This window comes from Sphingomonas elodea ATCC 31461, assembly GCF_000226955.1.
GTDB classification, from domain to species: Bacteria; Pseudomonadota; Alphaproteobacteria; order Sphingomonadales; family Sphingomonadaceae; genus Sphingomonas; species Sphingomonas elodea.
This window is the reverse complement of sequence record NZ_AGFU01000014.1, coordinates 15,035-27,753: the sequence shown is the minus strand read 5'-3', so window position 1 is coordinate 27,753 and position 12,719 is coordinate 15,035. Positions and strand designations below refer to the sequence as shown.

Below are 12,719 nucleotides of genomic sequence, written 5' to 3'. Positions count from 1 at the left end.
GTTAAAAGGTAAATTTTCTCGGTTTTTCAAAGCCCGGCAGCGTCGCCACTTCGATATCCAGGAAGTCGACGAGACCGAAGCCCCCTTCGGTGCGACGGCCAACCGCAAGACGCGACACGCCGCGATCGAGCACGCCGGAAACCACACGGCCACCGATCTTGACCTGATCGAGGATCACCTGCGGCAGTTCCTCCACCGCGCCGTCGATCACCACCAGATCATAGGGACCGCGCGCGGCCCAGCCGGCATTGAGCGGACCCTGGACCAGCTCGACATTGGCCGCCCCGGCAAGACCGCCACGCGCGATGGCGAGCAGCGAGGGCTCTTCCTCCAGCGCGACCACCGACGCCACCAGGCCGGAAAGCAGCGCTGCGGCATAGCCGCCGGCCGCGCCGATGAGCAGCACATGGTCGGTCGGCTGCAGTTCCGCTTCGGTCAGCAGCCGCCCGATCACCAGCGGCGAGTCGTGGCGGCGGCCATTGCCCAGCGGCAGCAGCGTGTCGCGATAGGCCATCGCGCGCTGGTCGGTGGGCAGGAAGGCCTCGCGCGGCACGCGCGACATCGCCGTGACCACACGGGGATCGTTCACCGCGTTGGTACGCAGCTGGCTCGCCACCATGGCGTGGCGCATCGCTTCGAAACGGGGCGCTTCGAGGGGCGCAGGGTCGACCATAAGGGCCATCATCACTCCGCTTGTCGCACAACCGTATTAGTTGTGCAATACACTTGTTGCTGTCCCGAGGCTTCTATCGCGCTGTTGGGGACTCGCCAAGCGAGCGTGACGTTATTTTGAAACTGTGTTGACATTGCCCCCACCCCGAGGGCATTTGCCGCGCCTCACCTCCGGATGGCCCGATGGCGGAATGGTGACGCAGCGGACTGCAAATCCGTATATGCCGGTTCGATTCCGGCTCGGGCCTCCACCGGCGCCAGGCGCGCCTCACCATGGCTCCTCGCCCCCCCGAGACGCGAAAAGGGCGCCCGCTGCCCCGTGCAGCGAACGCCCTTTTAGCAGGTCTCAGCGATGCTTAGCGACGACCGCGGCAATCTCCGCCGTCGATCGCGCGGCCCGCCAGAGCACCGGCGCCGGCACCGATGATCGTCCCCGTGCCGCTGCGACGATAGGAGCTGCCGCGGCCGATCTCGCCGCCCAGCAAGCCGCCCGCGATCGCACCCAGGATCGTACCGGTGGTGCCGTCGCTGCAACGCTGGCGATAATAGCGGTCGCGATAGGCGTAGCGCGGACGGTCGCCGCGATAGTCACGATATTCGCGGTAATCGCCACGATAGTCGCGGTCATAGTGACCATAGCCGTCGCGATAGCCCCAGTCCTGCGCGGCCGCGGGGGTCGCAGCGATCGAACCGGTCATCAGCGTGGCTGCCAAGGTGGCGCCGATCAGAACCTTCTTCATGTCCTCGTCTCCTCGCGGGGCACTTGTGCCTCGTCTGAGCCCTGATTCGCACAAATCGACTGTTCCAAGCCTGAATGCGCTGGTTAGCTGGCGTTCAGGCTCGATGCGGCGCCGTATCGGCCGCGCTCGCGCGGGAACCATGACACCTGAGAAACGTTCGTGGAGGCGAATGGAGGGAATGGCCCAGATGTACGATTTCGGCATTCGTCGCGCCCTTACCGGCTACCGCCTCGCCTATCGTCCGCACGAGAGCAACGTCTGCCCCGGTTGCGGCCAGTCGCATTGGATCGTCGGGCGGATGACGGCGGAATGCGCCTTTTGCAGCACCGCATTGCCGCTTCATCATGGTGCCGGGGGCGGCAGCGCGCTCCGCAACCGCCCCGCCCGCCACCCGCTCGCGGCCTGAGCCGATGACCAGCATCGCCTCCACCTCGCCCATCGAGCGAATCGCCCGCGTGATCGCCGCCGAAATGCTCAGCCCCAATGCCGAAGGTGCGGGCGACCTCAGCCGCCCGGTGAGCGAGATCGTCGACACGATCTGGCCGCGCGAGACCGACCGCGCCTTCGCCATCCTGCGGACGCTGCGCGAGCCGACCGCACGGATGATCGAGGCGGGGCGCGCCGCCGGGGACGATCCCGCCCGCATCTGGAGCGCGATGGTCAACGCCGCGATCGCAGAGATCCCCGCCCTCGCCGATTGAAGCCGGGTTTGTGCCGGACGTTTTGTTCGCTATGCGCGAGCGCATGCCGAACTCGCCCCTGACGCTCTACAATTCACTTACCCGTTCGCTCGAGCCGTTCCAGCCGCTCGATCCAGAAAAGGGCGTGCGCGTCTATTCGTGCGGGCCGACGGTCTACAACTATGCCCATCTCGGCAATCTGCGCGCCTATGTGTTCACCGACACGCTGAGCCGGGTGCTGCGCTGGAAGGGCTTTTCCCTCACCCACATCATCAACATCACCGATGTCGGCCATCTGACATCGGACGCCGATGCCGGCGACGACAAGATGGAAGCGGCCGCGCGCGCCCAGGCGATGAGCATCTGGGATATCGCCGCGCATTATACCGCCGCGTTCAAGCAGAACATCGCCGACCTCAACATCACCGAGCCGAGCAAATGGTCGGTGGCGACCGATCACATCCAGCAGATGATCGCCTTCGCCGAGAAGATCGCGCCCGAGCATTGCTACGAGCTCGAGTCGGGCCTGTATTTCGACGTGTCGACCGTGCCCGATTATGGCCGCCTCGCCGGCGCCGCCGATGACGCGGCGGAAGGCCGGATCGACCCGGTCGACGGGAAGCGCCATCCGCAGGATTTCGCGATCTGGCGCAAGTCGCCGCCGGGCGAGCAGCGCCAGATGGAATGGGATTCGCCCTGGGGGAAAGGTGCTCCCGGCTGGCACCTCGAATGCTCGGTGATGAGCATCCAGTATCTCGGCGCCCCGTTCGACATCCACACCGGCGGCATCGACCACCGCGAGATCCACCACCCGAACGAGATCGCGCAGAACCAGGCCTATTGCGGCTGCGGCGATACCGGTGCGAAGTTCTGGATGCACAACAACTTCCTGGTGGATCGCCAGGGAAAGATGTCCAAGTCCAAGGGCGGGTTCACCACGCTCCAGTCGCTGATCGACGCGGGCGTGCACCCCCTCGCCTATCGCCTGCTGTGCCTGCAGGCCCAGTATCGCAGCGAGCTGGAATTCTCGGCCGAGAACTTGGCGGCGGCGCTCACCCGGCTGAAGCGGCTGGTGATGGCGGTCACGGCGCTCAAGGCCCGGGCCGAGGGCGAAGGTACTGCGCCGGCGGTGTGGCTGGAACGGCTAGACGCGGCGGTGTCGGACGACCTCAACACGCCCAGGGCGCTGCCGGTGCTGGACGAGCTGCTCGCCGACAAGCGCACCGCCCCGGCCGATCGGCTGGCGGCGCTCGTCGAGTTCGACAAGGTGCTGGGGCTGCGCCTCTCCGAACTTACCCGTGAGGAGCTGCGCATTCGCCCCAAAGGCGCGACGATCACGCCGGAGGCGATTTCCGATCTGCTGGTCGAGCGGAAGGAAGCGCGCGTGGTGAAGGACTTCCAGCGCTCCGATCGGATCCGCGACGATCTTGTCGCGGCCGGGATCGAGGTGATGGACGGCGATCCGCTCGGCTGGGACTGGAAGCCGGCGCTGTAGGCTGAGGAGCCCGCCCCGCACGGGGGAGGAATTTGCTTGCCTCAGACGCCGAACCTCCGCCACAAAACGCGACGTTATTCGGGGGATGGCATGCGCGGGCAGGTTCTGGGTGTCGATCGGAGCAGCGGCGAAGGCCAGATTTCGGGCGAGGACGGCAGCCGCTATGTCTTCACCCGGGAAGACTGGAGCGACAGCCGCCACCCCGCCGTCGGCGCCAAGGTCGATTTCGACATCGACGGCAAGCGCGCCCGCCGCATCTTCCGCCTGCTCGACGGCGCGGAACTGCCGGTGCCCGCGGGCGAGCCGCGCAACAAGATCGTTGCTGCCGTGCTCGCGCTGTTCCTGGGCACGCTGGGCATCCACCGGTTCTATCTCGGCCGTACCGGCTCGGGCGTGGTGATGCTGGTGCTCACCTGCACCATCGTCGGTGCGCTGGTTACCGGCGTCTGGGCGTTCGTCGACGCGATCCGCTACCTGCTGATGAGCGACGCCGAGTTCGCCCAGCGCTACCCGCGCCGCTGATCAGCGGCCGAGGAACGCCGGTACCAGCCCCCACACCTTGTCGAGCTGCTCGCGCGTGATGCTGTAGGGCGGCATCACGTACACCGTGTTGCCGAGCGGACGCAGCAGCACGCCGTTCTCGCGCGCGAACGCCATCAGGCGCGGGGCGATCGCGGAGAGATAGCCATTCTCCGGTTGCTCGATCTCCAGCGCGGCGATCGTGCCCATGCGACGGAAATTGGCGAGGCCCGGCACATCCGCCAGCCCGTCCAGCGCCGCCTGCTGCCAGTTGCCGAGTTGCGCGATCCGCTCCAGCACCGGCTCCTCCCGCCAGATGGCGAGGTTCTCGACCGCTGCGGCACAGGCGATCGGGTTGGCGGTGTAGCTGGACGAGTGGAAGAACATCCGCGCCCGGTCCTCGGACCAGTGCGCCTGGAAGATCGGCGCAGTCGCCAACGTCACCGCCAGCGGGATCGCGCCGCCGGTAATGCCCTTGGACAGGCACAGGATATCCGGCACCACGCCCGCCTGTTCGCAGGCAGTGAGCGTGCCGGTGCGGCCCCAGCCGGTCATGACCTCGTCGGCGATGAAAAGAACGTCGTAGCGCGCGCAGATTGCCGCCATTTCGGCGAGGAGCGCGGGGGTGTAGAAGAGCATGCCCCCCGCCCCCAGCACCAACGGCTCGACGATGAAGGCCGCGGCACCGGCGCGGCACTCGGCTTCCAGCGCATCCAGCGTCGCCTGCTCGGCACCGGTCGCGGGATATGGAATGGTGCCGACGTCGAACAGCAGCGGCTGATAGGGCCGGTTGAACACCCCGCGCGCGCCGACCGACATGCCGCCGATCGTGTCGCCGTGATAGCTGTGCTCCAGGACGAGGATGCGGTTGCGATCCTCCTCCCCACGATTGTGCCAGTAGCCGAGCGCCATCTTCAGCGCGACTTCCACCGCGGTGGAGCCGCTGTCGCTGAAGAAGACATGTTCAAGCGCGTCGGGCAGCATGGTGCGCAATCCGGCAGCAAGCGTCTCGGCCGGTTCGTGGGTCCAGCCCGCGAAGATGATCTGGTCGAGCTTGGCCGCCTGGGCAGCGATCGCCGCCATGATGCGCGGGTTGCAATGGCCGTGCGTCGTCACCCACCAGGAGGAAATCGCATCGATGAAGCTGCGGCCGTCGGCGGTGTGGATCACAGCGTCCTTGGCATGGCTGACCATCGGGATCGGCTCGCCCAGCCCGTGCTGGGTGAAGGGATGCCAGACCGACGACATCAGGCAAAGTCCGCCAGGTCAAACGCCGCGGCAAAGGCAGCAGCCAGCGCCGCAGGCGTGCGTTCGGGCAGCATCGGGAGGCGCCCGAGACGCTTGACCTTGCCGATCGCCGCGATGGTGGCCTCGCTGTCCTCGACAGGGTCGCCGACAAAGGCGATGCCGTGGATCGGCACGCCGCGCGCCCGCAGCGCTTCGATCGAGAGCAGGCTGTGGTTGATCGTACCGAGCGCGGTGCGTGCCACCAGCACCACCGGCTTGCCCCAGCGCGCGAACATGTCGGCATAGAGGATCTCGCGGGTCACCGGCACCAGCGCGCCGCCGGCGCCTTCCACCACCAGCGGGCCGTCCACCTGCGGAAGGGCAAGCCGAGCGGGATCGATCGTCACGCCGTCGATCTCGGCCGCGCGGTGCGGCGAGCAGGGGGTGACGAGGCGATAGGCCTCGGGAAGGATGTTTGCGCCCGGCAGGCCGGACAGCGCCGCGATCGATTCGCTGTCGCTGCCGTCTTCAAGCCCGCTCTGGATCGGCTTCCAATAGTGCGCGCCGAGTGCGCCGGCGAGGGCGGCGGCGAATACGGTCTTGCCGATACCGGTGTCGGTGCCGGTAACGATGAAGGTCTGGGTCATGCTGCGGCCGTTTCGGTTGCGGAAATCAGGGTGGCCAGCCGATCCGCCAGAGCGGCGATATCGGCCAGCGTGACATTGTTGGTGATCGAGATGCGCAGGCGCGAGGTGCCCGCAGGGACCGTCGGCGGCCGGATGCCGCGCACGTCGAAGCCGCTTTCCTGCAGCAGGCCGGCCACGGTCATGGTGCGGACGTCGTCGCCCAGGATCAGCGGTAGCACCTGGCTGGGGCCATCAAGAACGCCGAACGGCCCCAGCGCCGCGCGTGCCGCGCGAACGCGATCGAACAGGGCCGTACGCAATGCATCGCCTTCTCCCACGATCCGCAGCGCGGCGCGCACGGCTGCCGCCATCAGCGGCGACGGCGCGGTCGAGAAGATGAACGCCCGGCCGCGATTGACGAGGAAGTCGCGGACGACCTTGGGCCCGGCGACCAGCGCACCCTCGCAGCCCAGCGCCTTGCCGCAGGTGTGCAGCGTGATGAGATTGTCCCGCGGCAGGCCATAGGCGAGCCCCTGTCCCTGCGGGCCGTAGACGCCGGTCGCATGGGCCTCGTCGACGATCAGAATCGCGTCCTCCGCACCGGCCAGCGCCGACAGCTCGGCCAGCGGCGCGAGATCGCCGTCCATGCTGTAGAGGCTCTCCACCGTAATCCACACGCGCCCCGACCCGCCCGCGCGGCGCCAGTCCGCGATCGCTGCGGCGAAGGCGGCGACATCGTTATGCGCCGTCTGCCGCGTTTCCGCCCGACCAAGCCGCATCCCCTCATGGGCGCTGGCGTGGACGAGTTCGTCGAACAGCACCAGGTCGCCGCGCTGCGGCAGGGTACCGAGCAGCGCGGCATTGGCTGCATAGCCGCTGGAGAAATAGAGCGCCGACTCGCGTCCGAAGAACGCGGCGGCGTCGGCCTCCAGCGCCTCGTGCTCGGTCTGGTTGCCGCGCAGCAGCCGCGATCCACCCGATCCGATCGGCACGCCCCGCGCCAGCGCCGCCGCCACGGCCTCGCGCAACGCCGGCGAGTCGGCGAGGCCGAGATAGTCGTTCGAGGCGAAATCGGCGCCTTCGCGCCCGATCAATCGCCGTCCCCTCCCACGCGCCGCCAACTCGGCCAGATCGCGCGCCTGTGCGTCGAAATAATGCATCGCCAGCGCCCGCTACACCTGCCGACCGCCGCAGGCAATCGAACCGATGCGTTACCCCGGCAGGGTAAGAAAGCGCTTGCATCCATTTACCCCAGCCGGGTAAGGGGACGGCATGACGACGTTAGCCGGTTCCAAAATCCGCCACTATCGCGAGGAGCGCACGCTCACCCGCGCCGCCTTCGGTGCCTGGTTCGACACGCCGGGCTCGACCGTGCAGGGCTGGGAGACGGACGGCAAACGCGCCAATACCAAGGTGATGAACCAGATTGCGGCGATGGGAATCGCCGAGCATGCGGACTGGCACGTCGCCGTCCGCGACGTGGAGAGTGCAATGGCAAGCTGGACCCCCGATAGCTGGACGCAGGCAGAAGCGCGCCAGATGCCGCAATATCCGGACAAGGGGGCGCTCGACGCCGCCACCCGGCAACTGAGCAGCTATCCCCCGCTGGTCTTTGCCGGCGAGGCGCGCGGGCTGACGGCCGAGCTGGCCAAGGTGTCGCGCGGCGAGGCCTTCCTGCTGCAGGGCGGCGACTGCGCCGAAAGCTTCGCCGAGTTCCACCCGAACAACATCCGCGACACCTTCCGCGTGATCCTGCAGATGGCGGTCGTCCTCACCTTCGCCTCCAAGCTGCCGACGGTGAAGCTCGGCCGCATGGCCGGCCAGTTCGCCAAGCCGCGCTCGGCCGATACCGAGGTGATCGACGGCGTCGAGCTGCCCAGCTACCGCGGCGACAATGTTAACGACATCGCCTTCACGCCCGAAGCGCGGATCCCCGATCCGCAGCGGATGGTGCAGGGCTACAGCCAGTCGGCAGCGACGCTCAATCTGCTGCGCGCCTTTGCAAATGGCGGCTATGCGAACCTGCACCAGGTCCACAAATGGACGCTCGACTTCATGGGCAAGAGCCCTTGGTCGGCCAAGTTCGCCGATGTCGCGGACCGGATCGGCGAGGCGCTCGACTTCATGGAGGCGTGCGGGATCAACCCCGATACCGTGCCGCAGCTGAAGGGCACCGATTTCTACACCAGCCACGAAGCGCTGCTGCTCCCCTATGAGCAGGCGCTGACCCGGCAGGACAGCCTGACCGGCGACTGGTACGATACCTCGGCCCACTTCCTGTGGATCGGCGACCGCACCCGCTTCGAGGGCTCGGCGCATGTCGAGTTCCTCCGCGGCATCGGCAACCCGATCGGGATGAAGTGCGGGCCGAGCCTGGAGCCCGATGCGCTGCTGCGGCTGCTCGACACGCTCAATCCCGGCCGGGTGCCGGGGCGGATGACGCTGATTACCCGCTACGGGCATGACAAGATCGAGGCGGGCCTGCCCAAGCTGGTCCGCGCGGTGAAGCGCGAGGGCCATCCGGTGGTGTGGAGCTGCGATCCGATGCACGGCAACGTCGTCAAGGCGGCGAACGGCTACAAGACGCGGCCGTTCGACCGGATCCTCGCCGAGGTGCGCGGCTTCTTCGCCGTCCACCGCGCCGAGGGTACCTTCGCCGGCGGCATCCATGCCGAAATGACCGGGCAGAACGTGACCGAGTGCACCGGCGGCGCGATCGCGATCACCGAACAGGGCCTGGCCGATCGCTACCACACGCATTGCGATCCGCGCCTCAACGCGGGTCAGAGCCTGGAGCTGGCGTTCCTGCTCGCCGAAATGCTCAACGACGAAATGGCGGAGCGCCGCAAGGCCGCCGCCTGACGCCGGGCGGCGCGTTGCTCAGCGGAGCAGCGCGCCCGCCAGCGCCCACAGGCCCCAGCCAAGGCCGAACACCAGCATCCAGGCGATCACCGCGCTGCCGGTGATGATCGCCAGTCGCGTGCGCATGGAGAATTTCTCGTCCGCCGGCGCGGTCCAGCCCTCGACGACCGGGGGAGACTGGGGCGGTGTCGGCAGCGGCGTCTTCGGGAAGATGATCGGGGTCGCGACCGGCCCGGACACCGCCGTGCGCAGTTCCTCGTTGCTGAGCGCGGCAGCGAATTCGCAGCCATAGATGCCGGCCGTGCCCCAGACCACCTTGGCCTCGCGCGTCCCGATGCCGGCGATGCCGAGCGCGATCATATCCCCTACCGAGAGACTTGCGCCCGCAACGACGCGGAACCCGCCATGCGACAGATCCTCGATCGTGACATCGACGGGCGACCAATCCGAGTCGCGCAGCGTCGCTTCCAGCTCCACTGGGTGCCGTTCCGCCCAGCGGGCGTCCTGATACAGCCGTGCCGCAATGCCCATGATGCGCTCCACTGAGATACTCTCGCTCCGGCTCTGCACCAAAGGGAGTTGCCAGGTAGTAAATATCGGGCGTTTTCGGGCGGTCGCCGCCCCTTCTTTTCTGCGCGAAACGACATTCGGCGACAAATTCGCATCCGATCGCAACGCGGCGACATGCCGCTGCAACATGGCGCGTGCAGATCGTCCGGTGTCGACGCGTTTGTTCCCCCTCGCGTCGACTCTCCCCGAACTAAACGGGGCAGCCTCCCAAGGCTGCCCCGGCCTTTTTATCGGCGTTCAGGCGAACAGATCGATCACCGTCGCATCCGCGCCTTTTGCCGCGAGCAGCAGGGTCCGGTGGCAGTGGCAGGGATCCCGCTCGTAGCAGAGCAATGCGCTGGGCTTTTCCGCCGCAAGGACGCGCATGGCCGCCGCCTGGGCCTGGGCTTCGGGGAGCGCCAGCTGCACCTCGTACACCTCACGCAGCGTCGCCACATCGCCTCGCTTGGCCGCATCGCGTCCCCGCTTGGGGGTGCCCAGCTGCTTCAGATGGACATAATCGATGCCGGCCTCGGCCAGGCTGGCCGCCAGCATGTTCTTGGAAAAGCCCGGCCGCCGGGAATTCGGCAGCGCACGAACGTCGATGACCCGCTCGACCCCGGCGCGGGTGAGCGCCGCGAGGAACTCCGCCATGGTCGCGCCCTCATAGCCGATGGTAAAGATCCGCATCTGCCAGCCTCCGATCCCAAGCCGCGCGGCGGGCCGGACGACACCCTAGCGCATCGCATGGCCAAAAGCTCCCCGATCCCTTGACCCTTTTTCTATGTTTCGATATTTCTGTCTATACAGAATTGCACGGAAGATGTGGCGAAACGGCCGCAGCACCGTGCAGACAGGAGATTTCGACATGCGCGATAGCGAGCAACCCCGCCGGTCACCCGCGCTCCGGATCGCCTGGGCATTCGCTGCCGGACTCGCCTTCTGCCTCGGTGCCTATCTCCTGATCGACTATGCCAGGCCCGACGGGTTGATCAGCATCAGCTTCCTGATCCTGTTGCCGGCCCTGGTCACTGCCTTCATCGCCACCGTCTCGGATCCCTCTGGCGAGCGGCCCCGGCACTTCTACACCTGGCAGGTGCCCACCCGACTGCTCGGCGCGGTCATCGTCGCTTCGATCCTGTTCCTGCGCGAAGGGACGATCTGCATCGTCATGCTTGCACCGATCTGGCTCCTCTCCGGCGCGGCAGGCGGCGCGCTCGCCCATCGCTTCTTCGCCACCCCGCCTTCCGACGGCGAGGGGCTGATGCGATCGAGTGCGCTGCTGATCGTGCCGGTGCTGGCGATGCAGATCGAGCCGCTACTGCCGGTGCCGACCGAGCAACTCGCGGTCACCCGCTCGGTGGTCGTCGCGGCCGACCCGGCCACGATCTGGCCGCTCGCACAAGGGGTCGGCGAGATCGCACCGGGCGAGGGGCGCTGGAATGTATCGCAAAGCCTGATCCGTCTGCCCCGGCCCGAAAGCGCGCGGCTGATCGGCACCGGCGTGGGCGCGATCCGGGAGGTGCGCTGGCAGCAGCGGCTCAACTTCCAGGAAGTCATCACCGGCTGGCAGCCCGCAAGGCGGATCTGGTGGCGGTTTCACTTCGCGGGCAAGGACCTTGCCCGTTGGGGCCTGCAAGACCGCCACCTGCTGCCCGACGGCCCCGCCTATCGGATCAGCGAGGGCGGCTACACGCTCCAGCCCCTGAGCAAAGGGCATACCCGGCTGACCCTGACCACCCGCTATCTGGTGCGCACCCCGGTCAACTGGTATGCGCGGCTATGGGGCGAGCTGTTCATCGGCGACGTGTCGAACAACGTGCTCGCCGTGATCGCCGCCCGTGCGGAGAAGGCCCAGGGGCTTGCACCGCCAGCGCGTGCGTCTATGTCCCCTCCCCCTGTTTCATGAAGTGAAGAGCATCCATGTCCGGCTACGACATCCACATCATCGGCGGCGGCCTCGCCGGTTCGGAAGCGGCGTGGCAGCTTGCCCAGGCGGGGCACAAGGTCCGCCTCTCCGAAATGCGCGGCTCGGGCGAGATGACCCCGGCGCACCAGAGCGACCGGCTGGCAGAACTCGTATGCTCGAACAGCTTCCGCTCGGATGATGCCGACAGCAACGCGGTCGGCCTGCTCCACCAGGAGATGCGCGCGCTCGGCTCGCTGATCCTCACCCAGGGCGACATCCACAAGGTGCCCGCCGGATCGGCGCTGGCGGTGGACCGCGACGGCTTTGCCGACGGCGTGACCGCAGCGCTGGAGCAGCACCCGAACATCACCATCGTCCGCGAGCGCATCGACACGCTGCCCGCCGAAGGCCGCACCATCGTCGCCACCGGACCACTGACCGCGCCGGTGCTGGCCGAGAGCATCGGCCGCGCGACCGGCAAGGACAGCCTGGCCTTTTTCGACGCGATCGCGCCGATCGTGCACCGCGACTCGATCGACATGGAAACCGCCTGGTTTCAGAGCCGGTGGAACAAGGGGTCGGGCAAGGATTACATCAACTGCCCGATGTCGAAGGAGCAGTATCTGGAATTTCACGCGGGCCTGATGGCCGGCGAAAAGACCGAGTTCCGCGAGTGGGAGAACGTGCCCTATTTCGAAGGCTGCATGCCGGTCGAGGTGATGGCGGAGCGCGGCGTGGACACGCTGCGCTACGGCCCGATGAAGGGCGTCGGCCTCGACGATCCGCGCACCGGGCGCTGGCCCTATGCGGTGGTGCAGCTGCGGCAGGACAATGCCAGCGGCACGCTGTGGAACATGGTCGGCTTCCAGACCAAGCTCAAATATGCCGAGCAGGTGCGGCTGTTCCGCACCATCCCGGGCCTTGAGAATGCCGAGTTCGCGCGGCTGGGCGGCCTGCACCGCAACACCTTCCTGCGCTCGCCCGAGCTGCTCGACGGCACGCTGCGGCTGAAGAGCGCCCCCAACATCCGCTTCGCCGGGCAGATCACCGGCTGCGAAGGCTATGTGGAAAGCGCCGCGATCGGCATGCTGGCGGGGCGCTTCGCCGCGGCCGAGATCGCCGGCACCGACCTGCCCCCGCCGCCGCGCGAGACCGCGCTCGGCGCGCTGCTCTCGCACATCACGGGCGAGGCGGAGATCGAAACCTATCAGCCGATGAACGTCAATTTCGGGCTGTTCCCGCCGATCGAGGGACGGACGAAGAAGGCGGATCGCAAGCGCATGTATACCGATCGTGCGCGAGCGGCATTGAAGGACTGGCTGGCGGCCTGAGGGGGGGCGGCACATCTTCTCAGCCGTCATCCCGACGAACGTCGGGATCCAGAAGCCTCTACGTTCCAGATGGAGCCGGAAGCGTCAGGCCAATGGATCCCGGCTTTCG

General features: G+C 67.4%; 14 protein-coding genes and 1 tRNA gene. 8 read left to right on the top strand and 7 right to left on the bottom strand.

All coding sequences use genetic code 11. The annotated features are described in order from the left end of the window. Position 1: 1 nt before the first annotated feature. Complete coding sequence (locus KK7_RS0104915; protein WP_100207512.1) at positions 2 to 685, bottom strand: protein-L-isoaspartate O-methyltransferase family protein; 684 nt, start codon at positions 683 to 685, stop codon at positions 2 to 4. 164 nt (positions 686 to 849) lie between these two features. On the opposite strand from KK7_RS0104915, the gene KK7_RS0104910 reads away from it, so the two are divergent. Next, positions 850 to 923 (top strand) — tRNA-Cys (locus KK7_RS0104910). Between the two features lie 105 nt (positions 924 to 1,028). Here the strand turns inward: KK7_RS0104910 and KK7_RS0104905 are convergent. After that, positions 1,029 to 1,412 carry a glycine zipper 2TM domain-containing protein gene (locus KK7_RS0104905; protein WP_010543525.1) on the bottom strand — a complete coding sequence of 128 codons (384 nt, stop codon included), beginning with the start codon at positions 1,410 to 1,412 and terminating at the stop codon, positions 1,029 to 1,031. 169 nt (positions 1,413 to 1,581) lie between these two features. Here KK7_RS0104905 and KK7_RS20100 point away from each other — a divergent pair, with 169 nt between their 5' ends. The 4 genes from KK7_RS20100 to KK7_RS0104885 all read left to right on the top strand — a co-directional run bounded on the left by KK7_RS20100 (position 1,582) and on the right by KK7_RS0104885 (position 4,109). Beyond that, complete coding sequence (locus KK7_RS20100) at positions 1,582 to 1,818, top strand: hypothetical protein (RefSeq protein WP_138983909.1); 237 nt, start codon at positions 1,582 to 1,584, stop codon at positions 1,816 to 1,818. A gap of 4 nt (positions 1,819 to 1,822) precedes the next feature. Further along, the gene (locus KK7_RS0104895) at positions 1,823 to 2,113 is read left to right on the top strand and encodes a hypothetical protein (protein ID WP_010543523.1); all 291 of its coding nucleotides are present in this window, start codon (positions 1,823 to 1,825) and stop codon (positions 2,111 to 2,113) included. 31 nt (positions 2,114 to 2,144) lie between these two features. After that, positions 2,145 to 3,587 (top strand): cysteine--tRNA ligase, encoded by a 1,443-nt coding sequence (cysS, locus tag KK7_RS0104890; RefSeq protein WP_010543522.1) that lies wholly within the window; start codon positions 2,145 to 2,147, stop codon positions 3,585 to 3,587. Positions 3,588 to 3,677: 90 nt separating this feature from the next. Further along, positions 3,678 to 4,109 (top strand): TM2 domain-containing protein, encoded by a 432-nt coding sequence (locus KK7_RS0104885; RefSeq protein ID WP_010543521.1) that lies wholly within the window; start codon positions 3,678 to 3,680, stop codon positions 4,107 to 4,109. On the opposite strand, the gene KK7_RS0104880 is transcribed toward KK7_RS0104885, so the two are convergent. Genes KK7_RS0104880 through KK7_RS0104870 form a run of 3 tightly spaced genes read right to left on the bottom strand, consistent with a single transcriptional unit; the run spans position 4,110 to position 7,119 of the window. After that, positions 4,110 to 5,354 (bottom strand): adenosylmethionine--8-amino-7-oxononanoate transaminase, encoded by a 1,245-nt coding sequence (locus tag KK7_RS0104880; RefSeq protein WP_010543520.1) that lies wholly within the window; start codon positions 5,352 to 5,354, stop codon positions 4,110 to 4,112. Further along, positions 5,354 to 5,980 (bottom strand): dethiobiotin synthase, encoded by a 627-nt coding sequence (bioD, locus tag KK7_RS0104875; RefSeq protein ID WP_010543519.1) that lies wholly within the window; start codon positions 5,978 to 5,980, stop codon positions 5,354 to 5,356. Before bioD ends, KK7_RS0104880 begins: the two co-directional genes overlap by 1 nt. Beyond that, positions 5,977 to 7,119 carry an 8-amino-7-oxononanoate synthase gene (locus tag KK7_RS0104870; RefSeq protein WP_029622821.1) on the bottom strand — a complete coding sequence of 381 codons (1,143 nt, stop codon included), beginning with the start codon at positions 7,117 to 7,119 and terminating at the stop codon, positions 5,977 to 5,979. Before KK7_RS0104870 ends, bioD begins: the two co-directional genes overlap by 4 nt. 331 nt (positions 7,120 to 7,450) lie before the next feature. Between KK7_RS0104870 and KK7_RS0104865 the strand changes: the two genes are divergently transcribed. Beyond that, positions 7,451 to 8,821: a class II 3-deoxy-7-phosphoheptulonate synthase gene (locus KK7_RS0104865; protein WP_193377995.1), complete on the top strand. Its 1,371-nt coding sequence runs from the start codon at positions 7,451 to 7,453 to the stop codon at positions 8,819 to 8,821. An 18-nt stretch (positions 8,822 to 8,839) separates the two neighbouring features. Here the strand turns inward: KK7_RS0104865 and KK7_RS0104860 are convergent, their stop codons facing one another. After that, the gene (locus KK7_RS0104860; RefSeq protein WP_010543516.1) at positions 8,840 to 9,352 is read right to left on the bottom strand and encodes a PilZ domain-containing protein; all 513 of its coding nucleotides are present in this window, start codon (positions 9,350 to 9,352) and stop codon (positions 8,840 to 8,842) included. Between the two features lie 276 nt (positions 9,353 to 9,628). After that, complete coding sequence (locus KK7_RS0104855) at positions 9,629 to 10,060, bottom strand: DUF488 domain-containing protein (protein WP_010543515.1); 432 nt, start codon at positions 10,058 to 10,060, stop codon at positions 9,629 to 9,631. A 178-nt stretch (positions 10,061 to 10,238) separates the two neighbouring features. Between KK7_RS0104855 and KK7_RS20095 the strand changes: the two genes are divergently transcribed. Together KK7_RS20095 and trmFO are read left to right on the top strand one after the other, a co-directional pair. Next, positions 10,239 to 11,279 (top strand): SRPBCC family protein, encoded by a 1,041-nt coding sequence (locus tag KK7_RS20095; protein ID WP_010543514.1) that lies wholly within the window; start codon positions 10,239 to 10,241, stop codon positions 11,277 to 11,279. A gap of 14 nt (positions 11,280 to 11,293) precedes the next feature. Continuing rightward, positions 11,294 to 12,610, top strand: coding sequence for a methylenetetrahydrofolate--tRNA-(uracil(54)-C(5))-methyltransferase (FADH(2)-oxidizing) TrmFO (trmFO, locus tag KK7_RS0104845; protein ID WP_010543513.1), 1,317 nt, complete (start codon positions 11,294 to 11,296; stop codon positions 12,608 to 12,610). Positions 12,611 to 12,719 lie beyond the last annotated feature (109 nt).

Coding starts and splice junctions, on each gene's coding strand:
- KK7_RS0104860 (WP_010543516.1), bottom strand. CDS start 9,352: ATGGGCATTGCGGCACGGCTGTATCAGGACGCCCGCTGGGCGGAACGG.
- cysS (WP_010543522.1), top strand. CDS start 2,145: ATGCGCGAGCGCATGCCGAACTCGCCCCTGACGCTCTACAATTCACTT.
- KK7_RS20100 (WP_138983909.1), top strand. CDS start 1,582: ATGGAGGGAATGGCCCAGATGTACGATTTCGGCATTCGTCGCGCCCTT.
- KK7_RS0104915 (WP_100207512.1), bottom strand. CDS start 685: ATGATGGCCCTTATGGTCGACCCTGCGCCCCTCGAAGCGCCCCGTTTC.
- KK7_RS20095 (WP_010543514.1), top strand. CDS start 10,239: ATGCGCGATAGCGAGCAACCCCGCCGGTCACCCGCGCTCCGGATCGCC.
- KK7_RS0104895 (WP_010543523.1), top strand. CDS start 1,823: ATGACCAGCATCGCCTCCACCTCGCCCATCGAGCGAATCGCCCGCGTG.
- KK7_RS0104885 (WP_010543521.1), top strand. CDS start 3,678: ATGCGCGGGCAGGTTCTGGGTGTCGATCGGAGCAGCGGCGAAGGCCAG.
- KK7_RS0104870 (WP_029622821.1), bottom strand. CDS start 7,119: ATGCATTATTTCGACGCACAGGCGCGCGATCTGGCCGAGTTGGCGGCG.
- trmFO (WP_010543513.1), top strand. CDS start 11,294: ATGTCCGGCTACGACATCCACATCATCGGCGGCGGCCTCGCCGGTTCG.
- KK7_RS0104880 (WP_010543520.1), bottom strand. CDS start 5,354: ATGTCGTCGGTCTGGCATCCCTTCACCCAGCACGGGCTGGGCGAGCCG.
- KK7_RS0104905 (WP_010543525.1), bottom strand. CDS start 1,412: ATGAAGAAGGTTCTGATCGGCGCCACCTTGGCAGCCACGCTGATGACC.
- KK7_RS0104865 (WP_193377995.1), top strand. CDS start 7,451: ATGGCAAGCTGGACCCCCGATAGCTGGACGCAGGCAGAAGCGCGCCAG.
- KK7_RS0104855 (WP_010543515.1), bottom strand. CDS start 10,060: ATGCGGATCTTTACCATCGGCTATGAGGGCGCGACCATGGCGGAGTTC.
- bioD (WP_010543519.1), bottom strand. CDS start 5,980: ATGACCCAGACCTTCATCGTTACCGGCACCGACACCGGTATCGGCAAG.